The organism is Streptomyces roseolus, from assembly GCF_014649855.1.
Taxonomy (GTDB): Bacteria; Actinomycetota; Actinomycetes; order Streptomycetales; family Streptomycetaceae; genus Streptomyces; species Streptomyces roseolus.
This window is the reverse complement of the sequence record NZ_BMTV01000001.1, coordinates 368,881-393,352: the sequence shown is the minus strand read 5'-3', so window position 1 is coordinate 393,352 and position 24,472 is coordinate 368,881. Positions and strand designations below refer to the sequence as shown.

The following is a 24,472-nucleotide window of genomic DNA, read 5'->3' as shown; positions in this document are numbered from 1 at the left end:
GGTCCGCCTCAGGAGGGACCGGGCACGGCCGGACGGGCCGTCAGCGGCGGCGGAGCCGCAGCCCGAGGAAGCCGAGGCCGAGCCCCACCAGGGTGAGCCCCACGCCGAGGGTGAGGAGCGGAACGGGCTGGTCGGAGGCGGTGCCGGGGGTCCGCACGGCGAGCTGCGGGGCGGCGGCGGGGCCGGTGGCGCGGGCCGCTTCGGGGCGGGCGGCGGCGTCCTCCCCGGGTACCTCGGCGTCCTCCTCGGGGAGGTGGTCACCGGTGGATTCTGTTGCGGTTCTGTCACGTGAGGGGGCGGCGGATCCGGAGGCCTCGGCGGTTTCCGTGGCCGTCGCGCTCGGCGTCGCGGGTTCGCTGCGGCCGGGCTTGGGGCGGCCCTCGCCGGCGGGCCGCCCGGCGAGGGAGGGGGAGCCGGTGGGTGTCGGGGCGTCACTGGTGCGGGCGGCGGGCTTCCCGGGCCGGTGCGCGTCGCCTCCGGTGGGGGTGGCCGCGGTCGCGGTGGGCGGGGCGGTGGTGGTGCCGGTCGGGGCGGGGGCGGCGGCGTCGGTGCCGCTGGGGCCGGGTCTGCCGGTGGCGCCCGGTCCCGGGGGCGTGTCCGGTCGGGTGGTGGCGGAGGGGGTGCCCGTCGCGATGGGCGGGGCGGCCGGGGAGGACGGGGAGGGCGACGCGGAGGAGGAGGACGGGGCGGCGGGGCTGGAGGCGCCGGGCGCGGTGGGCCCGGCGGTGGGGCCGTGGGCGGCGGCGCCGGCGCCGGCGTAGAGGGTGAGGGCGCAGGCCAGGGCGGGGGCGAGGGCGGCCGTGCGGAGGGCGGCGCGGGAACCGGGCCCCGCCGCCCGCACCCGCCCGCGGACCCGCGTCCGCATCGGGGCCCGGGCCCGCCCGCGCACCCGTCGGCGTGCCCTCGCCCGTCCGCGTACCCGTACTCGTACGCCACCGCTTCCGCCGCGTGTGGGAGCCACCGGGAATCCCTCCCTGCCGTGCCGCCGAGGTGTCCGATTCAGCGTCACATAGGGGGATGATTCCGGCATCCCGGGCGGCTACTGCTGCGGGTTTCCGGTGGAGACGTCCAGGGTGAACTCGGCGTCCTCCGCGGAGATGTCCGTGCCGGCCTTCGGGTACTGCTGGAGGACCGTGCCCTCGCCGTAGGTGTTCTCGTTCACCGGGATCTCCTTGGTGACCTTCCAGCCGGCGAGCCGGAGGCAGTCCTTCACCGAGGTGATGTTCTTGTAGGTGAGGTCCGGCACCTCGAACTTGTCCGGGTCGTCGCTCGACTCCCGCGGTTCGGTGCATTCCTTCGTGTCGATGGTCTTCGACAGGTCGGGACCCTTGTGCCCGGGGGCGTCGGTCTGGGTCTGGGTCTGACCGGTGCCGCCGGTCGGGCCGCCGGTGCCGCCCGCGGTGGGGTCCTGCTCCTTCTCCCACGGCTTGAGGGCGATCAGCGTGCCGCCCACGGCGATCAGGACGACGAGGACCGCGCCGACGAGCACCGGCATGTTCCGCCGCGGCGCCGGGGCGGGGGCGGGCGTGTAGGAGACGGGCGGCGGGGTCTGGTAGGCCGACGCCTGCTGCGGGTAGCCGTAGCCCGGGCCGGGTGCCGGGGTGGGCGCCGGCGTCGGCGGGCCGTACGGGCCGGGCTGCTGCGCCGGCGGCTGGTACGGCTGCTGGACGTGCGGGGCGGGAGCGTGCGGCGGCGGGGTCTGGCCGACCGGCGGGAAGACGGCCGAGCCGACGCCCGAGCCGCTGTTGACCGGGCCGCCGGCGACGATCACGGGGGCGGCGGCCTGGCCGGCCGAGAGCACCCGCAGGCACTCGTCGCGCATGGCGGCGGCGCTCGGGAACCGCTCGTTCGGGTTCTTCCGCAGCGCGCGGGCCACCAGCGCGTCCATCGCGGGCGTCACCGACCGGTTCACCGACGACGGGGCGACCGGCTCCTCCTGCACGTGCGCGTAGGCGATGGCCAGCGGCGAGTCCGCGTCGAAGGGCAGCCGGCCCGTCAGCAGCTGGAAGAGCATGATGCCGACCGAATAAAGGTCGGAGCGGGCGTCCACCGGCCGGCCCAGGGCCTGCTCGGGGGAGAGGTACTGCGGGGTGCCGACGACCATGCCGGTCTGGGTCATCGAGGTGACGCCGGACTGCATGGCGCGGGCGATGCCGAAGTCCATGACCTTCACGACGCCGCGCTTGGTCATCATCACGTTGCCGGGCTTGATGTCGCGGTGGACGAGCCCCATCTCGTGGCTGACCTCCAGGGCGGCGAGCACGTCCGCCGTCACCTTCAGCGCCTTGTCGGCGGGCATCGCCCCGTACTGGCGCACGTCGGCGGCGAGGGCCGAGCCGAGCGGCTGCCCCTCCACGTACTCCATGACGATGTACGGCATCAGACCGCCGTCGAGGGTGTCCTCGCCGGTGTCGAAGACCGAGACGATGTTGGTGTGCGAGAGCTTCGCCACGGCCTGCGCCTCGCGGCGGAACCGCTCGCGGAAGGACGCCTCGCGGCCCAGCTCGGTGTGGAGCGTCTTGATCGCGACCTGTCGGTCCAGCGCGCTGTCGTACGCGAGGTAGACCGAGGCCATGCCGCCCTCGCCGAGGAGGTCGCGCAGCTGGTAGCGGCCGTTCGCGACCGAACCGCCCGCGTAGCGGCCGCCCTGAGCGCCGTCGTGGCTCATGTGTGCTGTCCCCCTGCGCCCCGCGGCGTCGGTCCGTCGTCTTCCGGCCGGAAGTCCGTGTCCGGCTTGATTCTGCGCCAAGTCTGCCCCAGGCCCCTGACACGTCAAGCCGCGTGCCCGTTCCGTGACCCTCTGCACCGGCCGCGTCGCGCGGGGGACGGGCGAAACCCACGGAATTTGCACAGGCGTACAGGAGAAGGGTTTGATGGCCGGTCATCGCGGACCGTGTTGTCGTACGAAGCCTGTAGCGTGACGACTGGACACACGGCACGCACAGACGACGGCGAGGACTCATGGAACCCGGATCCGACGCAGGTGGCGGTGTGCCGGGCGCCGCTGGGGACTCGTGGGGGCTCGGGCGGGTCGTCGGCGACGGCCGCTACCGGCTGACACACCGTCTGGGGCGCGGCGGCATGGCCGAGGTCTTCGCCGCCGAGGACGTACGGCTGGGCCGCACCGTCGCGGTGAAGCTGCTCCGCTCCGACCTGGCCGAGGACCCGGTCTCCAAGGCGCGGTTCACGCGCGAGGCGCAGTCGGTCGCGGGCCTCAACCACCACGCGATCGTGGCCGTGTACGACTCCGGCGAGGACGTCGTGGACGGCCGCCCGGTGCCGTACATCGTGATGGAGCTCGTCGAGGGCCGCACCATCCGTGACCTGCTGGTCAGCGCGGAGGCGCCCGGCCCCGAGCAGGCGCTGGTGATCGTCTCCGGCGTCCTGGAGGCGCTGGCGTACTCGCACCAGCACGGCATCGTGCACCGCGACATCAAGCCGGCCAACGTGATCATCACGAACAGCGGCGCCGTGAAGGTGATGGACTTCGGCATCGCCCGCGCGCTGCACGGCGCGCAGGCGACGATGACGCAGACCGGCATGGTCATGGGCACGCCGCAGTACCTCTCCCCGGAGCAGGCGCTCGGCAAGGCCGTCGACCACCGCTCCGACCTGTACGCGACGGGCTGCCTGCTCTACGAACTGCTCTCGCTGCGGCCTCCCTTCACCGGCGAGACGCCGCTGTCGGTGGTCTACCAGCACGTGCAGGACATCCCGGTCCCGCCGTCCGAGGTCCGCGGCTCGACGCCGCCGGAGCTGGACGGCCTGGTGATGCGCTCGCTCGCGAAGGAGCCGGACGACCGGTTCCAGAGCGCCGAGGAGTTCCGCGGGCTGATCCAGTACGGCCTGGAGATGCTCCGGCAGCAGGGCGGCCACACCGGCACCTGGAGCACCGGCCCGGTGGCCGTGCACGAGGGCGGGCACACCCCCGGCCACGGCATGGCCGCGACGACGGCCATGGGACACCCGCCGCTCGGCGAGACCGCCCAGGGCCAGATCCTTCCGCCGCCCAACCCGGACGACGGCGGCTACTACGACGGCACGGGCAGCACCGGCGGCTACGGCCCCGGCGGCGGGAACGGCGGCTACGGCGGCCAGGACGGCGGCGGGGGCAAGCGGACCAGGATGGTGCTGTTCGCGGCGCTCGCGCTGGTCGCGATCGTCGCCGGTGCCGTCTTCGCGGTGCGCATGGCCGGGGGCGAGGGCGAGAAGAAGACCCCGGTGACGACGCCGACGACGGTCTCGTCCGCGCCGACCACGGCCTCCGAGGAGCCCACCCCGTCCGAGGAGCCGTCGGAGAACACCTACGAGCCTCCGACGAGCGGCGGCGACGGCGGCACCACGCAGAACCCGTGGCCGCCGGCCACGCAGCAGCCGACGACCGCGCCGACGCCCACGCAGGAGCCGACGACCGCGCCGACGCCGACGGACGAGCCGACCACGGCGCCGACGCCGACGGACGAGCCGACGACCGCGCCGACGCCGACGGGCGGCACGACGACCCAGCCGACGGACGGCGGCTCCACCGGCGAGCCCGACCCGACCGGCGGGGGCGACGGCGGCCCGGACGTCCCGCCGACCGGCGGTCCGGAGGGCGACACGGGGTCCACCCCGTAGCCGCCTTCCCGAGGGGCGGCGCGCGTCAGGCGGCGAAGGCGTCGCGGACGGCGTCGTACTCCCGGGTCCACCACACGGCCAGGGCCGACACCGCGGGGAACTGCGGGTCGGCCCTGTGGTCGTGCAGCTGGTAGCGCCAGCGCAGCGTCCAGAAGTCGTTGAGCCGCTCCCACCACACCCGGTGCACCGCCGCGGCCAGCTCGGCGCCGTCGGCGCCCGCCGCCCGCCGGTAGGCGCGCGCGTAGGCCCGCACCTTCTCCAGGTCCAGCTCGCCGCCCGGCCGTACGAAGAAGATCGCGGCGGCCCGGACGGCCTCCTCGGCCCGGGGGCGGACGCCGAGGCGGTCCCAGTCGACGATCGCGGCCGGCTCGGCGCCCCGGTAGAGCAGGTTCAGCGGGTGGAAGTCGCCGTGCACCCAGCCGGCCGTGGCGGGCGCCGGGGGGCGCCGGTGGGCGTGCTGGGCGAGCAGCCGGCGCCGCTCCCGCAGCCGGTGCTCGGCGAGCGCGTCGAAGCCGTCGTACGGGCGGTGGGCGCGGGCCAGGCGGATCAGCTCGGCGATGTCGGCGAAGGTGTCCTCGGGGCGGGCGCTGTCGTGCCGCTCGTCGGCCGGCGGCGGCTCCATGACCCGGTCGAGGGTGGTGTGGACGCGGCCGAGGAGGGCGCCGAGGCGGCGGGAGCCGCCGGTGGTGAGCTGGGCGCCGTCCCGGTGCCGGCCCTCGACCCAGGGGTGCAGGGCGTAGCAGCGGCCGTCGATGACGGCGACCGTGCGGCCGCGGCTGTCGGGCAGCGGCGGGGCCACCGGCAGGCCGAGGGCGTGCAGCCGCTGGGTGGCGCGGTGCTGGCGGGTGATGGTGGCCCGGTCGGCGGTGGGGGCGTCGAGGTGCTGTTTGAGGAAGTAGCGGCCTCGGGTGGTGGCGAGGCGGTAGCCGCGGTTGAGCAGGCCCTCGGTGACGGGGACGCAGGACAGGGGCTCCCCGGCGTGCGGGTGGCGGCGCAGCAGGGCGCCGACCGGAGGAGCGGAATGTTCAGATGAGCGCGGCACTCCGCAGATGTTAGATCACGCTGCGTGGTGGAGGTGTCGCGGTGCGGAGGCGGCCGCGGGCCCGTAGTCGAGGGTGTGCACGGTGACGAACTGGGGTTCGAGTCGCAGGTAGACGGGGGCGAAGGGCTCGCCGTCCACGGTCTGCGGTTCGGGGCCGAAGGCGGCCAGCTCGGCCTCGGTCGGCTCGGCGATCTCGGCGGTGCCGGTGAACTGCACCGAGCGCAGGGTGCCCGACTCCGGATCGAGGTCGTCCGCCCCGTAGGCGACGACGCTGCCGCTGCACGCCTGGTGGTAGCCGAGCCCCTCGTGCATGCGGATCACGACGCTGCCGTCGGAGACGATGTGCCGGGCGGGCGCGACGAAGGGCATCGCCCGCATGCTCGTGGCGATCCGGCCGTACGGTGCACGGCCGAGCAGTTCGATGGCGCGGATCTCCTCGGTGGACATGCCTCCACTGTCCGCCACCGGCGCCCCGTCGGGAAAGGGGCCGGGGCCCCGCGCCGGCGGGGACGTAGGTCCCGAAGGCCGTCCGCGGGCCCCGGACTGCTCCGTCCGGGTGAGAGCCCGGCTCTCAGTGCCGTTCGGCCTGCATGCGGGCCACGTACGCGGCGGCCTGGGAGCGCCGCTCCATGCCGAGCTTCGACAGCAGGCTGGAGACGTAGTTCTTGATGGTCTTCTCCGCGAGGTGGAGGCGCTCGCCGATGGCCCGGTTGGTGAGGCCCTCGCCGATCAGGTCGAGGATCTTCCGCTCCTGCTCGGTGAGGTGGGCGAGCCGGTCGTCCCCCTTCGGGTTGTTGCCGTCCCGCAGCCGCTCCAGGACCCGCGCCGTCGCCACCGGGTCGAGCAGCGACTTGCCGGCCGCCACGTCCCGGACGGCGTTCAGCAGCTCGTTGCCCCGGATCGCCTTGAGGACGTATCCGGAGGCCCCGGCCATGATCGCGTCGAAGAGCGCCTCGTCGTCCGCGTACGAGGTCAGCATCAGGCACTTGATCGACTCGTCCTGGGAGCGGACCTCGCGGCAGACCTCGACACCGCTGCCGTCGGGCAGCCGCACGTCGAGCACCGCCACGTCGGGGCGGGTCGCGGGGATCCTGACCAGGGCGTCGGCCGCGGTTCCGGCCTCGCCGACCACCTCGATGTCGTCCTCCACGGAAAGCAACTCGTGGACGCCGCGCCGGACGACTTCATGGTCATCCAGCAGAAATACCCGGATTTTTCCTTCTTCGCGCACGGGGTCAGTCTCACATATTGGCTCTTCCGGTGCCCGGGGTGCGCGGGTTACGGTGCCGGATGTTCCGACGAGGGTGTCGGGGCCGCTGCCCGACGCGCTGACCAGGGCGAGCTTCCGCTTTTCCGAATTTACTTGGAAATCCAAGCAAATTCGCAGGTCAAGTGGGGTTTCGCAGGAATGCGGAGTGATGGGTAACGTGCCTTCTGACGGCGTTCGCCGGGACAACTGTCACGCCCGATCCCGGCCGCGTCGCACCCACCCCGTGCGCAGGGTACGGATAAGGCGGAGAGCCGCACTGGCCCACCGGCGAACCCGGGGGCCGGACCGACGGAGGAGCACGCACGTGACCGTGGAGAGCACTGCCGCGCGCAAGACGACGCGACGCAGCAGCGGCGCCAAGCGCACCACCGGCGCCAGCGCCGGCGCCAAGAAGGCCGATCAGGCCCCGGCCGGGGAGCCCGAACTCGTTCAGCTGCTGACGCCCGAAGGCGAGCGCGTCCAGCACCCCGACTACGACATCGACCTGAGCGCCGAGGAGCTGCGCGGGCTCTACCGCGACATGGTCCTCACCCGCCGCTTCGACGCGGAGGCGACCGCCCTCCAGCGCCAGGGCGAGCTGGGCCTGTGGGCCTCGCTGCTCGGCCAGGAGGCCGCGCAGATCGGTTCGGGACGGGCCCTGCGGGACGACGACTACGTCTTCCCGACCTACCGCGAGCACGGCGTCGCCTGGTGCCGGGGCGTCGACCCCACCAACCTGCTCGGCATGTTCCGCGGCGTGAACAACGGCGGCTGGGACCCCAACAGCAACAACTTCCACCTGTACACGATCGTCCTCGGCTCGCAGACCCTGCACGCCACCGGCTACGCCATGGGCATCGCCAAGGACGGCGCGGACTCCGCCGTGCTCGCCTACTTCGGCGACGGCGCCTCCAGCCAGGGCGACGTCAACGAGTCGTTCGTCTTCTCGGCGGTCTACAACGCCCCGGTCGTGTTCTTCTGCCAGAACAACCAGTGGGCGATCTCCGAGCCCATCGAGAAGCAGACCCGCGTCCCGCTCTACCAGCGCGCCCGCGGCTTCGGCTTCCCCGGCGTCCGCGTCGACGGCAACGACGTCCTCGCGTGCCTGGCCGTCACCCGCTCGGCCCTGGAGCGCGCCCGCCGCGGCGAGGGCCCGACGCTGATCGAGGCGTTCACCTACCGGATGGCCGCCCACACCACCTCCGACGACCCGACCCGCTACCGCCGCGACGCGGAGCGCGAGGCGTGGGAGGCGAAGGACCCGATCCAGCGCCTGCGGACGTACCTGGAGAGCGAGGGCCACGCCGACGCGGCCTTCTTCGAGGAGCTGGAGGCCGAGAGCGAGAACCTCGGCAAGCACGTCCGCGAGGTCGTCCGCGCCATGCCGGTCCCGGACCACATGGCGATGTTCGACCACACGTACGCGGACGGGCACGCGCTCGTCGACGAGGAGCGCGCGCAGTTCGCCGCCTACCAGGCGTCCTTCGCGAACGGAGAGGCCGAGTAATCATGGCTGTGCAGAAGCTTCCCCTCGCGAAGGCGCTCAACGAGTCGCTGCGCAAGGCCCTGGAGACCGACCCCAAGGTCATCGTCATGGGCCTGGACGTCGGCAAGCTCGGCGGCGTCTTCCGCATCACCGACGGTCTCCAGAAGGACTTCGGCGAGGACCGCGTCGTCGACACCCCGCTCGCCGAGTCCGGCATCGTCGGCACCGCGATCGGCCTCGCGCTGCGCGGCTACCGCCCCGTCGTGGAGATCCAGTTCGACGGCTTCGTCTTCCCGGCGTACGACCAGATCGTCACCCAGCTGGCGAAGATGCGGGCCCGCTCGCTCGGCACCGTGAAGATGCCGGTCGTCATCCGCATCCCGTACGGCGGCGGCATCGGCGCCGTCGAGCACCACTCCGAGTCCCCCGAGTCGCTCTTCGCGCACGTCGCGGGCCTCAAGGTCGTCACCCCGGCGAACTCCTCCGACGCCTACTGGATGCTCCAGCAGGCGATCCAGAGCGACGACCCGGTCATCTTCTTCGAGCCCAAGCGCCGCTACTGGGACAAGGGCGAGGTCGACACCGAGGCCATCCCCGGCGAGCTCCACAAGGCCCGGGTCGCCCGCGAGGGAACCGACCTGACCCTGCTGGCGTACGGCCCCATGGTGAAGACCTGCCTGGAGGCCGCCGCGGTCGCCGCCGAGGAGGGCAGGTCGATCGAGGTCGTCGACCTCCGCTCGGTCTCCCCGCTCGACTTCGACACCGTCCAGGCCTCGGTCGAGAAGACCGGGCGCCTGGTCGTCGTCCACGAGGCACCGGTGTTCTTCGGCTCCGGAGCGGAGATCGCCGCCCGGATCACGGAGCGCTGCTTCTACCACCTGGAGGCCCCCGTCCTGCGGGTCGGCGGCTACCACGCGCCGTACCCGCCGGCGCGCCTGGAGGAGGAGTACCTGCCGGGCCTGGACCGCGTGCTCGACGCCGTCGACCGCTCGCTGGCGTACTGAGGAGAGCACGACCATGACGATCCGCGAATTCAAGATGCCCGACGTGGGCGAGGGCCTGACCGAGGCCGAGATCCTCAAGTGGTACGTCCAGCCCGGTGACACCGTCACCGACGGGCAGGTCGTCTGCGAGGTGGAGACGGCCAAGGCCGCCGTGGAGCTGCCGATCCCCTTCGACGGCACCGTCCACGAGCTGGTCTTCCCCGAGGGCACCACGGTCGACGTCGGCCAGGTCATCATCTCCGTGAACGTCGGCGGCGCCGCCCCGGCCGAGGCACCCGCCCCGGCCGCGCCGGCCCCCGTCGAGACCCCGGCGTCCGCCCCCGCGGCGGAGGCCGAGCCCGAGGGCCGCCAGCCGGTCCTCGTCGGCTACGGCGTGGCCGCGAGCTCCACCAAGCGCCGGGCCCGCAAGGCCGCCCCGGCCGCTTCCGCCCCGGCCGCCTCCGTCCCGGCCGCCCCCGCTCCCGTCGCGGTGGTCCCGGAGCAGCTGAACGGGCACGCCCCGGCCGGCCCGCGTCCGCTGGCCAAGCCGCCGGTGCGCAAGCTCGCCAAGGACCTCGGCGTGGACCTGGCCTCGGTCGTCCCGACCGGCCCGGACGGGGTCATCACCCGCGAGGACGTGCACCGCGCGGCCGCCCCGGCGCCCGCTCCGGTGGCCGCTCCGGCCCCCGCCGCCCCGGCGCCCGCCCCGGCCGCCGCCGCGACCGCTCCCGCTCCCGTCGCGGCTCCGGCCGTCGACGCCGGCGCACGGGAGACCCGGGTCCCGATCAAGGGCGTCCGCAAGGCGACGGCGGCGGCGATGGTCGGCTCGGCCTTCACCGCCCCGCACGTCACCGAGTTCGTGACCTTCGACATCACGCGCACGATGAAGCTGGTCGAGGAGCTCAAGGCCGACAAGGACATGGCCGGCCTGCGGATCAACCCGCTCCTCCTCATCGCCAAGGCCGTCCTGGTCGCGGTCCGCCGCAACCCGGAGATCAACGCGGCCTGGGACGAGGCGGCGCAGGAGATCGTCCTCAAGCACTACGTGAACCTGGGCATCGCCGCGGCCACCCCGCGCGGTCTGATCGTGCCGAACATCAAGGACGCGCACGCCCAGACCCTGCCGGAGCTCTCCCGCTCCCTGAGCGAGCTGGTCGCCACCGCCCGCGAGGGCAAGACGACCCCGGCGGCGATGCAGGGCGGCACCTTCACCATCACCAACGTCGGCGTCTTCGGCGTCGACACCGGTACGCCGATCATCAACCCGGGCGAGTCCGCGATCCTCGCGGTCGGCGCGATCAAGCTCCAGCCCTGGGTCCACAAGGGCAAGGTGAAGCCGCGTCAGGTCACCACGCTGGCGCTCTCCTTCGACCACCGCCTGGTCGACGGCGAGCTGGGTTCCAAGTTCCTGGCCGACGTGGCCGCGATCCTGGAGCAGCCGAAGCGGCTCATGACCTGGGCGTAGTGACCGATCGGCACGTGCCCCCTCGGGCGCGTGCTCCGATCGGCAGGTGTCCCGTCCGTCACGTTTCACGTGAAACAGGCCCGTCCGCATCGCGGACGGGCCTGTTTGTTGTACACCTCTTGTATCTATGCTGTGCGCATGCCATCAGTCGCACCGCCCTCCACCGAGCAGCCCGCAGAACAGCCCGTCAAGCCGCCGCCCGCCGCCGAACGCGTCTACAGCCACGTCAAGCGGGCGGTCCTCGACCGCCGTTACGAGGGCGGGACCCTGCTCACCGAGGGGGAGCTGGCCCAGGCCGTGGGCGTCTCCCGGACCCCCGTCCGCGAGGCCCTGCTCAAGCTGGAGATGGAAGGGCTGCTGAAGCTCTACCCGAAGAAGGGCGCCCTCGTCCTCGCCGTCTCCGCCCAGGAGATCGCCGACGTCGTCGAGACCCGGCTGCTCGTCGAGGAGTTCGCCGTGCGGAGGGCCGTGCCCGCACCGCCCGCGCTCCTCGCCCGGCTCGAAGAGCTGCTGGCCGAGCAGGAGCTCCGGGCGACCGCCGGAGACCTCGCCGAGGTCGCCGACACCGACCGCTCCTTCCACGCGGAGATCGTCCGGCACGCCGGCAACCAGATCCTCGCCCGCCTCTACGACCAGCTCCGCGACCGGCAGCTCCGCATGGGCGTCGCCGTCATGCAGGCCCACCCCGACCGCGTCGCCCAGAACATCGCCGAGCACGCCGAGATCCTCGACCGCCTCCGCGCCGGCGACGCGGACGGCGCCGCCGCGGCCGTCCGCGGCCACCTCGGCCGCGTCGGCGCCCTGGTCCGGGGGGAGGACAGGTGAGCCGCGACGGATACGGCTCGGCCGTCACCCTGCCCGGCGACCCGCCCGGCGGCCGGCGCGCCGCCCTCGTCTGGGGCGTCGGCGTCGGCGTCTACTTCGTCGCCGTCATCTTCCGCACCTCGCTCGGCGTCGCCGGACTCGACGCCGCCGACCGCTTCCACGTCGGCGCCTCCGCGCTCTCCACCTTCTCCATACTCCAGCTGCTGGTGTACGCGGGCATGCAGATACCCGTCGGCCTCATGGTCGACCGGCTCGGCACCAAGAAGGTCCTCGCCCTCGGCGTCGTCCTCTTCACCCTCGGCCAGCTGGGCTTCGCGCTCTCCCCGTCGTACCCCATGGCCCTCGCCTCCCGCGCCCTCCTCGGCTGCGGCGACGCCATGACCTTCATCAGCGTCCTGCGCCTCGGCGGCCGCTGGTTCCCGGCCCGCCGCGGACCCCTCATCGCCCAGCTCGCCGGCCTCATCGGCATGGCCGGCAACCTGATCTCGACGGTCGTCCTCTCCCGCGCCCTGCACGGCCTCGGCTGGACCACCACCTTCGTCGGCAGCTCCCTCGCCGGCGTCCTCGTCCTGGTCCTGCTGCTCCTCTTCCTCAAGGACCACCCGGAGGGGCACGAGCCCGCTCCCGTCCGCCACGCGGGCGCCGCCTACGTCCGCCGGCAGATCGCCGCGTCCTGGCGCGAGCCCGGCACCCGCCTCGGCCTGTGGGTGCACTTCACCACCCAGTTCCCCGCGATGGTGTTCCTGCTGCTGTGGGGACTGCCGTTCCTCGTCGAGGCCCAGGGCCTGTCCCGCGGCACCGCGGGCGAACTGCTCACCCTCGTGGTGTTCTCCAACATGGCCGTCGGCCTCGCCTACGGCCAGATCATCGCCCGGCACGGCGGCGCCCGCGCCCCGTTGGCCCTCGGCACGGTCGCCGCCACCGCCCTGCTGTGGGCGGCCACGATCGCGTATCCCGGCGACCACGCCCCGATGTGGCTGCTCGTCACCCTCTGCCTGGTCCTCGGGGCCTGCGGACCGGCCTCCATGATCGGCTTCGACTTCGCCCGCCCGGCCAACCCGCCGGAGCGCCAGGGCACCGCCTCCGGCATCGTCAACATGGGCGGCTTCGTCGCCTCGATGACGACGCTGCTCGCCGTCGGCGTGCTCCTCGACGTGACGGGCGACGACTACCGGATCGCGTTCTCCTCCGTCTTCGTCCTCGAGGCGCTCGGCGTCGCGCAGATCCTCCGTCTCAAGTCCCGCACGCACCGGCGCGAGCGCGAACGCCTCGTCGCCAGCCGCGTGGAGGCCGTCCACGTGCCCGTGTGAGGACCGCTCAGTTCGGCGTCACCGCGAAGTGGCCGAGGATCGCGGCGGCCAGGTCCGCGTCGCCCTCCACCTTGACCCGGTCGGCCACCTCGGCCGGCCGGACCCGGCCGCAGGCCAGGCGCACGTACGTCTCCCAGTCCGTCGCCAGCGTCACCGCCGGTCCCAGCGACGGCGCCCCGTCGATCGTGCCCCGCCCCTCCGCGTCCACCCGCACCGTCCGCAGGAACTCCACCGGCCCCGTCACGTCCACCACGACCGCCGAGTTCGCCGGCGCGCCCGCGTCCTTCGCGACCACCTTCGGCAGCGCCTGCAGGAGCATGTCCCGCACCACGAACGCGCCCGGCGAGTCCAGGTTCCCCGGCACCCCCAGCGCGAACCGCAGGTCCTGCTCGTGCACCCAGGTGTCGAAGGCCCGCAGCCGGTAGCCCTGCTCCAGGGTCTGCTCCCCGCCCAGCGGCGCCCGGATGACGTGATCGGGCGAACGGTTCTCGTTCCGCAGCTGACGGGCCCGGCGGATCAGGATGTACTCCAGCTCCGAGGTCATCTCCGGCGCCGTGTGGTGCCGGCGGACGTCGACCTGCACCTCCATGTAGCGGGCGAAGTCGCTGCGCACGTGGTACAGGTCGCGGGGGAGCGAGTGGATCGGCCGCGGGTCCCCGAGCATCTCGGTCTCCATGCCGATCACGTGCGACACGATGTCGCGGACCGACCAGCCGGGGCACGGGGTCGCCCGGTTCCACTCGCCCTCCACGAGCGGCTGCACCAGCTCGGCTATCGCTTCGATGGAGTGGGTCCAGGCGTCGGCGTAGTTCTGGAGGCTGGGATGGACGGTCACGGGACCCCTCGACGTTCTTCGGTACGGGCTGAAAACACGACTGGCGCGACAGTGGAATGGGAGGCTCGGACGCTAAGTTACGCTCCCCGGGAGCACCCCGGCAGTGCTTTCGTGTGACGATCGTAGGCCGGTGTTGACGGCTTCAACGCCAGGACGGTGGTAGTGTGCGCGCCTCGCTGATCCAGATCGCGGTAGACCCGGACGAACCGGTCGCCGACCGGCGGGCCCGCGCGGCCCGCCTCGTACGGGAGGAGCGCGGGGCCGCTGACCTCGTCGTCCTCCCCGAACTGTGGCCCACAGGAGCATTTTCGGCCGATCTCTGGGCCGCCGAGTCCGAGCCCCTCCACGGCCCCACCTACACGGCGATGGCCGCCGCCGCCCGGGAAGCCGAGGTCTGGCTGCACGCCGGCTCCTTCGTCGAGTCCGCCGGCGGCTCCCTCTACAACACCTCCCTCGTCTTCTCCCCCGACGGCGAGCTCGTCGCCTCCTACCGCAAGATCCACCGCTTCGGCTTCGACCAGGGCGAGGCCGTCCTCCTGGCCGCCGGCGAGGACCTGGTCACCTTCGACCTGCCGCACCTCACCGTCGGCGTCGGCACCTGCTACGACCTGCGCTTCCCCGAGCTCTTCCGCGGCCTCGTCGACGTCGGGGCCGAGGCCTTCGTCGTCCCCGCCGGCTGGCCCGCCCGCCGCCGCGCCCACTGGCGGCTCTTCGCCCAGGCCCGGGCCGTCGAGAACCAGGCGTACGTCCTGGCCTGCGGCACCGCCGGCACCCACGCGGGCGTCGAACAGGCCGGGCACTCGCTGGTCGTCGACCCGTGGGGCGAGATCCTCGCCGAGGCCGGACCCGGCGAGGAGGTCCTGCGGGCCGTCCTCGACCCGGCGAAGCCCGCCGCGATCCGCGAGGACTTCCCCGCCCTCAAGGACCGCGTCCTCGGCGTCGCCGCGCCCCGCCGCGCCCCCGTCCGATGAGCCAGGACCCCCGGGACACCGGCGCCGACGCCGTCGCCGCCTTCGCCGGGCTCTTCGGGCCGCCGCCCGAGGGCCCCGCGATACCCGTCGACTGGGCCGCCGTCGAGGAGTGGATCGGGCTCCGGCTGCCCGCCGACTACAAGGCGATCGCCACCGTCTACGGCCCCGTCCTCCTCGGCGAGCGGTTCTGGATCCAGACGCCGTACGCCGACGGGAACAGCGGCTTCGACTACGGCCGCTTCGTCGAGGAGCACCGCCGCATGGCGCCCGGCGTGCTCCCCTTCGCCACCACCCGCACCTCCGGCACCTTCTTCTGGGACACCGGCGCCTCCGACGACCCCGACGCCTGGCCCGTGCTCCTCCACGACCCGCACGAGCAGGACAAGGGCCGCGACCCGTGGCGCCGCCCCGGCACCACCCTGCTGCCCACCCTCGCGCTCCTCGTCGACGAGGGCCTGCCCCGGACCCTCGCCCGCAGCGCCCTCGCCGAGGACGTCACCGACCGGTGGACGCCGCCGCCGCGCCGCCCCGCGCCGACGGCCGCGCAGCGGGCCGCGTTCGCGAGCGGCGGCACCGGGCTCGACACCCTCCTCGCCGCCGTCCCGCCGCCCCCGGAGCCGTACCTCGGCCCGCGCGACTGGGAGTGGACCTACGACCAGCTCGGCACCGAACTCCCCCATGAGTACGTCCGCCTGATGGAGGCGTATGGCGCCGGCACCTGGTGCGACTGGCTGCGTTTTCCGCTCCCCTGGGGCACCGGCCAGTACGACCTGGCACCGTGGGCCGAGTGGTACACCGACAACTACCGCTCCCTGCGCGCCGACCACCCCGAGTTCCGCCCGCTCGCCGTCTGGCCCGAATCCCGCGGCTTCCTGCCCTTCGCCGCCACCATCGACGGCGACCAGCTCGGCTGGCTCGCCGACGGCGACGACCCCGAGACCTGGCCGCTGATCATCGACCCCCGCCACGCGCGCGTGGGCCCGCCGCTCACCGGCACCCTCACCGGGACGCTCCTCTCCTGGCTGCGCGGAGAGCTCGCCGTCGAGGGCCTGCCCGCCCTCTTCCACCCGCACGAGGACCCGGTCGAGCAGGTCACGTACAGGCCCCGGACGGCGCCCGGGGCCTGAGGCCCGGGCGCCCCGGGCCCGTGCTCAGGAGGCGAGTTCGGCGGCGTCCGGGAGGAGGTCCGTCAGCGACTGCCACAGCCGCTTCGGCGTCACCCGGCGCAGCCGGAAGGCGCTCTGCGGCGTCACCGACCCCTCGGCGACCGGCTCGGCCGGCAGCTCGCGCAGCCAGTAGCCCAGCGGCCCGCAGTCCCAGGCCGCCACGATCCGCGCCACGACCCCCCGCTCGCCCTCCGGGCCGCCCTGCCACGCGGCCGTGACGCGCCACTGGGAGCGCAGCTCGACGATCAGGTCCGCCAGCGGGGCGGCCGGCCCGCCCGCCGCCTCCAGGGCCGCCGCCACCAGGGCCCGCTCGTCCGCGCCCGGCGTCGACGCCGCCTTCTCCAGGGCGGCCAGGCCCGCCTCCAGGGCCCCGATCGTCGTCTCCACGACCGCCTCGTCCGCCGGCGCGCCGCCGGACTGGCGGAGCGCGACCAGGTCGGCGAGCGTCCACACCACCGTCCGCGGCTCCACGAGCCGGTAGACGGCCTCCTCCTCGCCCGGCCAGCTCTCGTGGCAGACGACGTGCTCCTCGCCGATGAGGAGCCCGTGCTGCAGGCTGCCCTGACGGCCGCCGGCCTCCAGGGAGACGATCACGTTCGGCTGGACCACGGTCTTCATCAGGGGCAGCAGCAGGGCGGACAGCTCCCCGCCGGCGTTGATCAGCCCGGCCTCCCGCAGCGCCGCCCGCGCGCCCTCCAGGGCCTCCGGGACCGGCTGCCCGGTCGCCATCTGGGCCAGCACGAACACGTGGTCGTCACCGAGGCGGAAACGGGACCGGGTCACATCGAAGGAAGGCATCTTTTTTTCGCTCACTCGCTCGGGAGGACAGAGAAGGGGGTGGGAAAGAGGGGCGGGTCAGTACTGCGATTCCGCGAACAGGTGCGTCACCCGCGAGACCCCCGCCTTCACGGCGCCCAGCCGCGTCAGCGCCGACCGGTCCACCCCCGCGAAGATCAGCGCCAGCGACAGGTCGCCGCCCTCCGCGCGGCCGGCGACCCGCACCTGGAGGCACTGCTTCTTCCCGCGGCCGGACTCGCGGACGGTGACGGTGACGCCGGGGTCCTCGTCGTCCGGCAGGCGGGTGAGGACGTAGCCGCGCTTGTCGAGGGCGGAGAGCCGGTAGTCGTCACCCGCGTACCGCAGGTGCAGGGCGCGCTGGTCGAGGGTGATGCCCGCGCGGTTGCGGGACATGGGGACGACCCGGTCGCCGACGCGGAGGGTGGACCGGTTGAGGGTGGGCAGCTTCACGACGTCGGTGTGGATCCCGCGCGCCTCGAAGGAGGCCGTGGGGAGCATGCCGCCGCGCAGCTCGGAGACGACGGCCGCCTCCGCGTTGCTCCGGGGCAGCGGAGCGGTGAGGACGATCTCGCCGAACTCCCGGGAGGACCCCTTGAAGCCGGCCCGGTAGTCGTGCCGGCCCCCCTCCTTCCACCTCTGCAGCTCGAAGGGGGCGACGTCCGTGTGCATGATCCCTGTGTCCCTCTCGGTCGAATTCCGGCCGCTGCTCAGTCGAACGGGTTCAGCGCGCTGCCCAGCTTCTTCGCGCCGTCCTTGATGCCCTCGCCGATGTCGGACGCCTTGTCGCCGACCCAGTCCCCGGCCTGCTCCAGGCCCTTGCCGATGGCCTCGTGGTTGTCCCAGATCAGGGCCGCGCCGTAGGCCACGCCCGTACCGATGGCGAGGCCGAGGGTGACCGGCGTCGGGGCGACGGTCAGCGCCGTCATCGACGCGCTGAAGGCCGTGCCGGTCAGGTCCGAGGCGAACTTCGCCGGGTCCGCCTTGATCATGTCGGTGTTGTACGTGGTCAGGTTGGCCACGCCGTAGGCGGTGGCGGCGACGCCGCCGACGACACCGGCGCCGCGCAGCCAGCCGGCCGCCTTCGCCGCGTTGGCGAGGCCGCCGTTCTGCGCGACCTTGATCAGGTTGGCCTCGGCGGCCGTCGGCATGAAGAACGCGTTGTTCCGCATGAACCCGCCCCACATGGCGGCCTCGTCGGAGCCGGTGAGGGCGGTGGCGAGGCCCGGCGGGATCTTGCTGAGCATGCTGCCGGGCGCGGCGCCCGCGAGCCGCATGTTGAAGTGCTTGGAGAGGAAGGTGCCGGGCGCGGTCGGGTGCACGAACGGCGGCCGCAGCGCCTTGGACAGCTTGTACGAGTACATGCCGACGGCCGTCAGCGCGCCGGCGAACGCGCCCGCGGTGATCGCGCCGTTGGTGAACTTGGACACCAGCTCGGCGAGTTGCGGGTTGCCGGTGAGCCGGGTGATGCCTTCCTTCTGGAGCCGCTTGACGTAGTCGTCGAGCGTCTCGTTGTCCTTCATCTCCAGCCAGGCGAGGTCCATCCGGTCGGCCTTGGCCTTGTCGTCGGCCGCGGCGACCTTGTCGGCACCGGCGTTGAAGCCGGTCCCGCGCGTCTCGTCGTTCTTGCCGCCGCCGGCGTCCTTCACCACGGCCTCCAGGTCCTTCTTCAGGTCCTGGTCGGCGAGGTCGAACGCCTTCACACAGCCGTCGAGCTGCTCGGCCCAGGCGGTCTCCGCCTCCCGGATGCTCTTGGCGTAGTCCGGGTCGTGCGTGACGGCCTGCCGCTCGCCGGGGGTGAGCCGCCCGTAGTCGTAGGCGACCCGGCCCTCCTCGGAGACCTTCATGCCGGCCTTCACCGCGTCGGCGCGGGCCGACTCCAGCTGCTTCTTCAGCTCGACGAACTGCTGGTGGCCGTTGCGCAGCAGCGTCGCGGTGGCCTTCGCCTGGGTCTGCGCCGCCTGGTACTCGTACCGGGTCGCGGCGAAGTTGGTCCGTGCGGCGTTGGCGCTCAGTCCGATCCAGGCCGGCGAGTCGGGCAGCGTCTGCACGCTGTCCCGGTAGCGGCCCTCGACCCGGTGCAGCTCCTTCGCCATCTCGTCCCACTTGTCGGCGGCGGCGGAGAGCTTGCCCAGATCGGTGGTCATGATCTCGGAGTAGGTCAGCATGTCGGCGCCCCCCTCAGTAGCCGGAGATCGAGGAGACCGGCGGCACGCTCGCGATCTGCGTGCGGACGCCCACGTCCTGACCGGAGAGGGCGGTGAGGGTGCCGCGCAGCGCGCCCTTCTCGTGCGCGAGCCGCCCCAGCAGCGCCTTGACCTGGTTGTTCCAGGTGGTGTCGACCGTCTTCAGGCCCGCGGCGACGGCCCAGCCGCCGAAGGCGGAGATGGCCGCGGTGGTGGCCTCGTCGGCCCACTTGGCGGCCTTGCCCGTGTTGGGCTCCAGCTCGGTCTCGATGGTGTTCGCCGCCGCCCGCTTCTTCTCCGGCGAGGTCTGCAGGTCCGGGGAGCCGCCGCCGATGCCACCCCGGCCGCCGGTGCCGTCGTCCAGCTGGTTCAGGCGCATGGCCGCCGGCTCCGGGGCGACGGACCCGGTGGACCGAAGGCCGGCAGTTTCCTCGTCAAAACCCATCTCGCGGAGCCCCCATGGCGGTACGACGGACAGCACTTTGCAGATGCACCCGTATGTTTCCCCGTCCGAGCGCAGGAAACAAGCCACGTTGGCCAGAGCCTTACAGGACCTACCCGTCTCCGTCCCCCGGCCGGTGCCCCTCCCCGCCGGCCCCGCCCCCGCCCCCGCTAGTCCCCTCCCCGCTCGGCCATCCGGATCACGCAGACCGCCACCGCGATGAGCAGGGACGCGTCGGCGTCCTCGCGGAGGACGTCCACCGCGTAGGTGTCACGGACGCGGAACCAGCGGCGGGAGATGTGGGCGAGGAGTTCGCCCTCGTACTCGACGGCGAACTCCCGGTCCAGGATCCGGCCGCTGACGTCCAGCTCGGTGCCGTCGACGAGCGTCACGCGGTAGTGGTTGCGCAGCAGCGAGAGCCGCTTGCGCCGGATGGTCGCCAGCGGGTGCTCGTCCCGCTCGATCGTCATCGCGTCGCGCAGGCTCAGGAGTTTCTGCCGCAACGTGACGAGCACCCGCCCGTCGCGGTCCTTCAGCTCCAGCGTGTCGCGCAGCCGCAGGGCCTTGCCGTCGACGAGGAAGGCGGGCCGGCCGTCCTCGTCCTCGATCCAGTAGTCGTCGCCGATCGCGAAGATCTTGTCCCGTACGAGGTATTTCATGTGGAATGCCTCCCTCTCGCTGTTTCACGTGAAACAGCCGGATCACACGAAGTAGCGGGTGAAGGCCTCGGGCCCGGTGCCGAGCACCTCCCCGAAAGGCGCGTCGAGCTGATGGACCAGCAGCGCGGTGAAGGCGATGAAGCCGGACAGGCCCATCACCATCACCACATGGGTGGTGCTGCGGCGGATCCCGAAGATGAACATGAAGGCCAGGGTGAGGAAGCCGCCGAGGATCAGTCCCGTCCACAGCACCGGTGACAGCCGCTCCTGCGCGGCCGCCTCCCGGTTGCGCCGGGCGTCGTCCACGTTGCTGAGCTGGGCGAGGACCTCCTGCGCGGCGATCTGCTGCGAGACGGTGGCGGTGTCGCCGACCTCGCCGGCCTGCCGGAGCTGTTCGAGCAGCCGCCAGCCGGCGGGGTCCAGCGGCTGACGGGCGGCCATCATCGGCCACTCGACGTCCACGACGTGGTCGGCGTACGTCCGGGCCGCCTCCCGCAACGGCTCGCGCCGGTCGTCGGGGAGGGCGTCCGCGAGGAGGTACGTCTGGTGCAGGGCGCTCGCCTCGGCCTGGACGTTGTCGGAGGCGGAGGTGCGGGTGTCCCAGACGGAGACCAGGCAGAGGCCGAGCACGATGGCGTACAGCACCGAGACCATCATGGCGATGTACTCGGCCACGTCCTCGCGCGGTTCCTCGTCCTCGCCGGCGGGGAAGAGCCGCGTCTTGACCACGACGGCGAGCGCACCGAGCAGGGCGACCCCGAACACGACGACGAGCGTTTCGAACAGGGCCACCGGTCACGTCCTCCGGTTCCCGAGGAGCGCGGCGGCGAGGGCCGCCGGCACCAGGATCAGCAGCAGCATCACGACCACCCCCATCTCGTCCGCCTCCCGCCCCCGCCGCCGCAACCGCCCGAGGAACCCCTCGCCGTCGAGCGTCGCGGCCCGCCGGGCGGCATCGGGCGGGGTGCGCCCGCCCGTCGAAGCCTCGCCGGTAGAGCCTGTGCCACCCGTGCCACCCGTGTCACCTGTGCTACCCGTGCCACCGGTCCCACCGGTGCTACCCGTGCCACCGGTCCCACCGGTACCGCCGGTGAGGGCGGCGTCGGCCGCGTCGGCGGCCTCCGGGGCGCCCGGCGCGGCCGGGGCGGGCTCCACGAGCCCCTCACCCCCACCTGCACCCGCGCCCGCGCCCGCCCCCGCAGCGGCCCCGGTACCGACCCCCGCCGCACCGGCGCCTTCCCCGGTCCCGGCGTCCCCGGGGGCGGCGGCCTCACCGAGGCCCGGAAGGGCGTCCGTACCGGGCGGGCCGAGGGGAAGCACGCCCGTCAGCGGAGGCACGGGCGCGGCGGCGGCAGCCCCGAGCGCGTCCGCCGCCCCGGGCGCGCCCGGCACCCCCGCCGCCCCCGCCGCCCCCGGCGCGCCACGCGTACCGGCGGTGGCCGACCCCCCGCGCCCCGCCGAAGGCGCCTCCCGTACGGGCGCGGGCGATGTCGTCGGAGCCGGAGCCGGCGGCGGAGCCGGCGTCGGCACCGTGAAGGAGGCGTCGGCGCGGGCGGTGAGCAGGGGCGCCGCGAGCCGGCGGCCGTCGGGGGCGTACGTGGCCACCCGGTCGGTCCCGGTGGCGACGCCGGTACTGCGGTGGTCGCCCGGCGGGCGGCGCACGGTCGCGGTGCAGCGCGCGGAGGCGCCGGGGGCCAGCCGGAGCGGGCCCGCGCCGCAGTCCACGCCCCGCCCGCCGAGACCGAGACCGGGATCGGCGAGGCGCACGTCGTGCAGGGTCCGGTTCCCGCGGTTGGCGACGGTGTACGTGACGGTGGCCGCGCCCTTCGCGGCGGGCGCGGCGACGCGCACCCGCTCGCCGAGGACGAGGGCTCCGAGGACGCCGTCGTACCCGCCGCGGGCGGTCGCGGCGGCGGCGAGCCCGAGCGAGGGGATCCGGCCCCCGGCGCGGACGGTGGCGGTGCGGGTCCCGGGGAGGGCGCGGAAGCGGGCGCCGCACTCCATGGAGGTCAGCCCGACGAGGGTCCGGCGCGGGCAGCGCACGGCGGCCCCCGGGGGAAGTCCGGGATCGCGCACCCACACGTCGTACAGGTCGGCCCCGCCCCGGTTCACGAGCCGGTACCGCTTCACCACCTCGGCCCCCGCCCGCACCGGGACCGGTCCCGCGCCCCCCTCCCGGCCGTTGACGACGACGCTCAGCCGCAGCCCCTTGCTCCCGGCCCCGCCGGCCCAGGCGGCGCCCCCGCCGGGGAGCACGAGGCACGGCAGCACGAGCACCCCGACGAGGGCCCCGGCAAGGGCCCCGGCCCCGACCCGGACGGCCCGCCGGAGCCGGACGCCCCGCCCGGCCCGCGCCCCGCACCCCCGCCTCACCCGGAAGCGGGAGTAGTCAGATGATCTGCCCGCACACGTCATGCGCCCATGCCAACCCCCGCCGCACCCCCCGCCCGCGCCGGGACACGCCCGCATGCCCCCGCCCGGCCCCACCGATCCACCCGTACGCCCGGCCCGGGCCCTTCACGGCCCGTTCACGGGCGGATGGCAAGCTTGAAGGATGAACGATGCTGCCCCGGCGCCCACCCCCGCGCCCGCCCCCCGTTCCCGCGCCCGCGTCCGTGCCCCCGAGCTGATCGGCAAGGGCGGCTGGATCAATACCGGCGGGAAAGACCTGAAGCTCGCCGACTTCCGAGGTCGCACATTGATCCTCGATTTTTGGACCTTCTGCTGCATCAACTGCCTGCACGTCCTCGACGAGCTGCGGGAGCTGGAGGAGAAGCACCGGGACACGCTCGTCATCGTGGGCGTGCACTCGCCGAAGTTCGTGCACGAGGCCGAGCACCAGGCGGTCGTCGACGCCGTGGAGCGGTACGAGGTGCACCACCCGGTGCTCGACGACCCGGAGCTGGCGACCTGGAAGCAGTACGCCGTGCGGGCCTGGCCGACGCTCGTCGTGATCGACCCCGAGGGGTACGTCGTCGCCCAGCACGCCGGTGAGGGGCACGCCAACGCGCTCCGGACGCTGGTGGAGGAGCTGGAGGCGGAGCACGAGGCGAAGGGGACGCTGCGGCGCGGGGACGGGCCGTACGTGCCGCCGGAGCCCGTCGCCACCGATCTGCGCTTCCCCGGGAAGGCCGTCGTCCTCCCCGGGGGGAACCTGCTCGTCTCCGACACCACCCGGCACCAGCTGGTCGAGCTGGCCGCCGACGGGGAGACCGTGGTGCGCCGGATCGGCGGCGAGGGCGTCTTCCGGGAGCCGCAGGGCCTCGCGCTGCTGCCGGACGGGACGGTCGTCGTCGCGGACACCGTGCACCACGCGCTGCAGCGGTTCGACCCGGCGACCGGCGAGGTGGAGCGGATCGCCGGTACCGGCCGGCAGTGGTGGCAGGGTTCGCCGACCTCCGGGCCCGCGCTCGGCGTGGACCTGTCCTCGCCTTGGGACGTCGCCTGGTGGCAGGGCAAGGTGTGGATCGCCATGGCCGGCGTGCACCAGATCTGGACGTACGACCCCGGGACGGAGACCGTCGAGGTCGCCGCCGGCACGACGAACGAGGGGCTCGTCGACGGCCCCGGCGCCGAGGCCTGGTTCGCGCAGCCGTCCGGGCTCGCCGCCGCCGGCGACCGCCTCTGGATCGCCGACTCGGAGACGAGCGCCCTGCGCTTCGTCGACACCGACGGCGCCGTGCACACCGCCGTCGGCACCGGCCTGTTCGACTTCGGGCACCGGGACGGCGCCGCGGGCCAGGCGCTGCTCCAGCACCCGCTCGGCGTGACCGCCCTGCCCGACGGCTCGGTCGCGGTCTCCGACACGTACAACCACGCCCTGCGCCGCTACGACCCCGCCACCGGCGAGGTCACGACCCTGGCGACGGATCTGCGCGAGCCCAGCGACGCGGTCCTCGTCGGCGACGACATCGTGGTCGTCGAGTCGGCGCGCCACCGTCTCACCCGGCTGCGACTCCCCGAGGAGGCCGTGCGGGTGGAGGCGGTCGCCCACCGCACGAAGCGCGAGGCGACCGACGTCGCTCCCGGCGCCTTCCGGCTCGACGTCGTCTTCCAGGCGCCGACGGGCCAGAAGCTGGACGAGCGGTACGGTCCTTCGACCCGCCTGCTGGTCTCCTCGACCCCGCCGGAGCTGCTGCTCTCCGGCGAGGGCACGGGCACGGACCTCTTCCGCGACCTGGAGCTGAACCCGGACCTCTCGGAGGGCGTCCTGCACGTCTCCGCGATGGCCGCGTCCTGCGACGACGACCCGGCCAACGAGTACCCGGCGTGCCACGTCCACCAGCAGGACTGGGGCGTCCCGGTGCGGATCACGGGAGACGGCGCCAGCCGCCTCCCGCTGATCCTGGCGGGCATGGACGCCTAGGGCGTGTCTTCCGGATCAGGCCGGGCTCGCGACTCCCCCAGCTACCGCTGGGAGGTGCCCCCATCCGCACGCGCG

General features: G+C 73.8%; 22 protein-coding genes. 9 read left to right on the top strand and 13 right to left on the bottom strand.

Annotated elements, in window-relative coordinates; translation table 11 throughout:
* Positions 1-40 precede the first annotated feature (40 nt).
* The gene (locus IE245_RS01855; RefSeq protein WP_189944779.1) at positions 41-865 is read right to left on the bottom strand and encodes a hypothetical protein; all 825 of its coding nucleotides are present in this window, start codon (positions 863-865) and stop codon (positions 41-43) included.
* 174 nt (positions 866-1,039) lie between these two features.
* Entirely contained in the window at positions 1,040-2,668 is a 1,629-nt protein-coding gene (locus tag IE245_RS01850) for a protein kinase domain-containing protein (protein ID WP_189944778.1), read from the bottom strand.
* 293 nt (positions 2,669-2,961) lie between these two features.
* Between IE245_RS01850 and IE245_RS01845 the strand changes: the two genes are divergently transcribed.
* A complete protein-coding gene (locus tag IE245_RS01845; protein ID WP_189944777.1) occupies positions 2,962-4,617 on the top strand; it encodes a protein kinase domain-containing protein in 1,656 nt (551 codons plus the stop codon).
* A gap of 25 nt (positions 4,618-4,642) precedes the next feature.
* Here IE245_RS01845 and IE245_RS01840 read toward each other — a convergent pair whose 3' ends face one another.
* The 3 genes from IE245_RS01840 to IE245_RS01830 all read right to left on the bottom strand — a co-directional run bounded on the left by IE245_RS01840 (position 4,643) and on the right by IE245_RS01830 (position 6,890).
* Positions 4,643-5,659: a phosphotransferase gene (locus tag IE245_RS01840; protein WP_189944776.1), complete on the bottom strand. Its 1,017-nt coding sequence runs from the start codon at positions 5,657-5,659 to the stop codon at positions 4,643-4,645.
* A gap of 15 nt (positions 5,660-5,674) precedes the next feature.
* A complete protein-coding gene (locus IE245_RS01835) occupies positions 5,675-6,106 on the bottom strand; it encodes a pyridoxamine 5'-phosphate oxidase family protein (RefSeq protein WP_189944775.1) in 432 nt (143 codons plus the stop codon).
* A 124-nt stretch (positions 6,107-6,230) separates the two neighbouring features.
* On the bottom strand, positions 6,231-6,890 hold the full coding sequence (locus IE245_RS01830; protein WP_189944774.1) for a response regulator: 660 nt from the start codon (positions 6,888-6,890) through the stop codon (positions 6,231-6,233).
* 343 nt (positions 6,891-7,233) lie between these two features.
* Between IE245_RS01830 and pdhA the strand changes: the two genes are divergently transcribed.
* From pdhA to IE245_RS01805, 5 genes are all read left to right on the top strand, one after another.
* Positions 7,234-8,415 (top strand): pyruvate dehydrogenase (acetyl-transferring) E1 component subunit alpha, encoded by a 1,182-nt coding sequence (gene pdhA, locus IE245_RS01825; RefSeq protein WP_189944773.1) that lies wholly within the window; start codon positions 7,234-7,236, stop codon positions 8,413-8,415.
* Between the two features lie 2 nt (positions 8,416-8,417).
* Positions 8,418-9,398, top strand: coding sequence for an alpha-ketoacid dehydrogenase subunit beta (locus tag IE245_RS01820; protein WP_189944772.1), 981 nt, complete (start codon positions 8,418-8,420; stop codon positions 9,396-9,398).
* A gap of 13 nt (positions 9,399-9,411) precedes the next feature.
* Positions 9,412-10,842: a dihydrolipoamide acetyltransferase family protein gene (locus IE245_RS01815; protein WP_189944771.1), complete on the top strand. Its 1,431-nt coding sequence runs from the start codon at positions 9,412-9,414 to the stop codon at positions 10,840-10,842.
* A gap of 138 nt (positions 10,843-10,980) precedes the next feature.
* The gene (locus IE245_RS01810) at positions 10,981-11,667 is read left to right on the top strand and encodes a GntR family transcriptional regulator (protein WP_189944770.1); all 687 of its coding nucleotides are present in this window, start codon (positions 10,981-10,983) and stop codon (positions 11,665-11,667) included.
* Positions 11,664-12,977, top strand: coding sequence for an MFS transporter (locus IE245_RS01805; protein ID WP_189944769.1), 1,314 nt, complete (start codon positions 11,664-11,666; stop codon positions 12,975-12,977). Before IE245_RS01810 ends, IE245_RS01805 begins: the two co-directional genes overlap by 4 nt.
* Before the next feature lie 7 nt (positions 12,978-12,984).
* On the opposite strand, the gene IE245_RS01800 is transcribed toward IE245_RS01805, so the two are convergent.
* Entirely contained in the window at positions 12,985-13,812 is an 828-nt protein-coding gene (locus IE245_RS01800; protein ID WP_189944768.1) for a maleylpyruvate isomerase family mycothiol-dependent enzyme, read from the bottom strand.
* Positions 13,813-13,976: 164 nt separating this feature from the next.
* On the opposite strand from IE245_RS01800, the gene IE245_RS01795 reads away from it, so the two are divergent.
* Both IE245_RS01795 and IE245_RS01790 read left to right on the top strand, forming a co-directional pair.
* Complete coding sequence (locus IE245_RS01795; RefSeq protein WP_189944767.1) at positions 13,977-14,783, top strand: carbon-nitrogen family hydrolase; 807 nt, start codon at positions 13,977-13,979, stop codon at positions 14,781-14,783.
* Positions 14,780-15,910, top strand: coding sequence for an SMI1/KNR4 family protein (locus tag IE245_RS01790; RefSeq protein WP_189944766.1), 1,131 nt, complete (start codon positions 14,780-14,782; stop codon positions 15,908-15,910). The genes IE245_RS01795 and IE245_RS01790 overlap by 4 nt, the downstream gene beginning before the upstream one ends.
* Before the next feature lie 24 nt (positions 15,911-15,934).
* On the opposite strand, the gene IE245_RS01785 is transcribed toward IE245_RS01790, so the two are convergent.
* From IE245_RS01785 to IE245_RS01755, 7 genes are all read right to left on the bottom strand, one after another.
* Positions 15,935-16,747: a histidine kinase gene (locus IE245_RS01785; RefSeq protein WP_189944765.1), complete on the bottom strand. Its 813-nt coding sequence runs from the start codon at positions 16,745-16,747 to the stop codon at positions 15,935-15,937.
* Positions 16,748-16,804: 57 nt separating this feature from the next.
* Positions 16,805-17,416 (bottom strand): hypothetical protein, encoded by a 612-nt coding sequence (locus IE245_RS01780; protein ID WP_189944764.1) that lies wholly within the window; start codon positions 17,414-17,416, stop codon positions 16,805-16,807.
* Positions 17,417-17,454: 38 nt separating this feature from the next.
* Positions 17,455-18,912, bottom strand: a complete 1,458-nt coding sequence (locus IE245_RS01775; protein ID WP_189944763.1) for a hypothetical protein — start codon at positions 18,910-18,912, stop codon at positions 17,455-17,457.
* 13 nt (positions 18,913-18,925) lie between these two features.
* On the bottom strand, positions 18,926-19,309 hold the full coding sequence (locus IE245_RS01770; protein ID WP_189944762.1) for a hypothetical protein: 384 nt from the start codon (positions 19,307-19,309) through the stop codon (positions 18,926-18,928).
* 233 nt (positions 19,310-19,542) lie between these two features.
* Positions 19,543-20,031, bottom strand: a complete 489-nt coding sequence (locus IE245_RS01765; RefSeq protein WP_189944761.1) for an LURP-one-related/scramblase family protein — start codon at positions 20,029-20,031, stop codon at positions 19,543-19,545.
* 42 nt (positions 20,032-20,073) lie between these two features.
* Positions 20,074-20,823 carry a bestrophin-like domain gene (locus tag IE245_RS01760; protein ID WP_189944760.1) on the bottom strand — a complete coding sequence of 250 codons (750 nt, stop codon included), beginning with the start codon at positions 20,821-20,823 and terminating at the stop codon, positions 20,074-20,076.
* A 3-nt stretch (positions 20,824-20,826) separates the two neighbouring features.
* The gene (locus tag IE245_RS01755; RefSeq protein WP_189944759.1) at positions 20,827-22,308 is read right to left on the bottom strand and encodes a CLIPPER-2 domain-containing protein; all 1,482 of its coding nucleotides are present in this window, start codon (positions 22,306-22,308) and stop codon (positions 20,827-20,829) included.
* Between the two features lie 277 nt (positions 22,309-22,585).
* On the opposite strand from IE245_RS01755, the gene IE245_RS01750 reads away from it, so the two are divergent.
* Positions 22,586-24,397 (top strand): NHL domain-containing thioredoxin family protein, encoded by a 1,812-nt coding sequence (locus tag IE245_RS01750; RefSeq protein WP_189944758.1) that lies wholly within the window; start codon positions 22,586-22,588, stop codon positions 24,395-24,397.
* The last annotated feature ends 75 nt before the right edge of the window (positions 24,398-24,472 follow it).

What these genes read in the sequence shown, in the direction of transcription:
- IE245_RS01855 (WP_189944779.1), bottom strand. Translation starts at nt 865, where the DNA reads ATGCGGACGCGGGTCCGCGGGCGGGTGCGGGCGGCGGGGCCCGGTTCC.
- IE245_RS01850 (WP_189944778.1), bottom strand. Translation starts at nt 2,668, where the DNA reads ATGAGCCACGACGGCGCTCAGGGCGGCCGCTACGCGGGCGGTTCGGTC.
- IE245_RS01845 (WP_189944777.1), top strand. Translation starts at nt 2,962, where the DNA reads ATGGAACCCGGATCCGACGCAGGTGGCGGTGTGCCGGGCGCCGCTGGG.
- IE245_RS01835 (WP_189944775.1), bottom strand. Translation starts at nt 6,106, where the DNA reads ATGTCCACCGAGGAGATCCGCGCCATCGAACTGCTCGGCCGTGCACCG.
- IE245_RS01820 (WP_189944772.1), top strand. Translation starts at nt 8,418, where the DNA reads ATGGCTGTGCAGAAGCTTCCCCTCGCGAAGGCGCTCAACGAGTCGCTG.
- IE245_RS01815 (WP_189944771.1), top strand. Translation starts at nt 9,412, where the DNA reads ATGACGATCCGCGAATTCAAGATGCCCGACGTGGGCGAGGGCCTGACC.
- IE245_RS01810 (WP_189944770.1), top strand. Translation starts at nt 10,981, where the DNA reads ATGCCATCAGTCGCACCGCCCTCCACCGAGCAGCCCGCAGAACAGCCC.
- IE245_RS01790 (WP_189944766.1), top strand. Translation starts at nt 14,780, where the DNA reads ATGAGCCAGGACCCCCGGGACACCGGCGCCGACGCCGTCGCCGCCTTC.
- IE245_RS01785 (WP_189944765.1), bottom strand. Translation starts at nt 16,747, where the DNA reads ATGCCTTCCTTCGATGTGACCCGGTCCCGTTTCCGCCTCGGTGACGAC.
- IE245_RS01780 (WP_189944764.1), bottom strand. Translation starts at nt 17,416, where the DNA reads ATGCACACGGACGTCGCCCCCTTCGAGCTGCAGAGGTGGAAGGAGGGG.
- IE245_RS01775 (WP_189944763.1), bottom strand. Translation starts at nt 18,912, where the DNA reads ATGCTGACCTACTCCGAGATCATGACCACCGATCTGGGCAAGCTCTCC.
- IE245_RS01770 (WP_189944762.1), bottom strand. Translation starts at nt 19,309, where the DNA reads ATGCGCCTGAACCAGCTGGACGACGGCACCGGCGGCCGGGGTGGCATC.
- IE245_RS01765 (WP_189944761.1), bottom strand. Translation starts at nt 20,031, where the DNA reads ATGAAATACCTCGTACGGGACAAGATCTTCGCGATCGGCGACGACTAC.
- IE245_RS01750 (WP_189944758.1), top strand. Translation starts at nt 22,586, where the DNA reads ATGAACGATGCTGCCCCGGCGCCCACCCCCGCGCCCGCCCCCCGTTCC.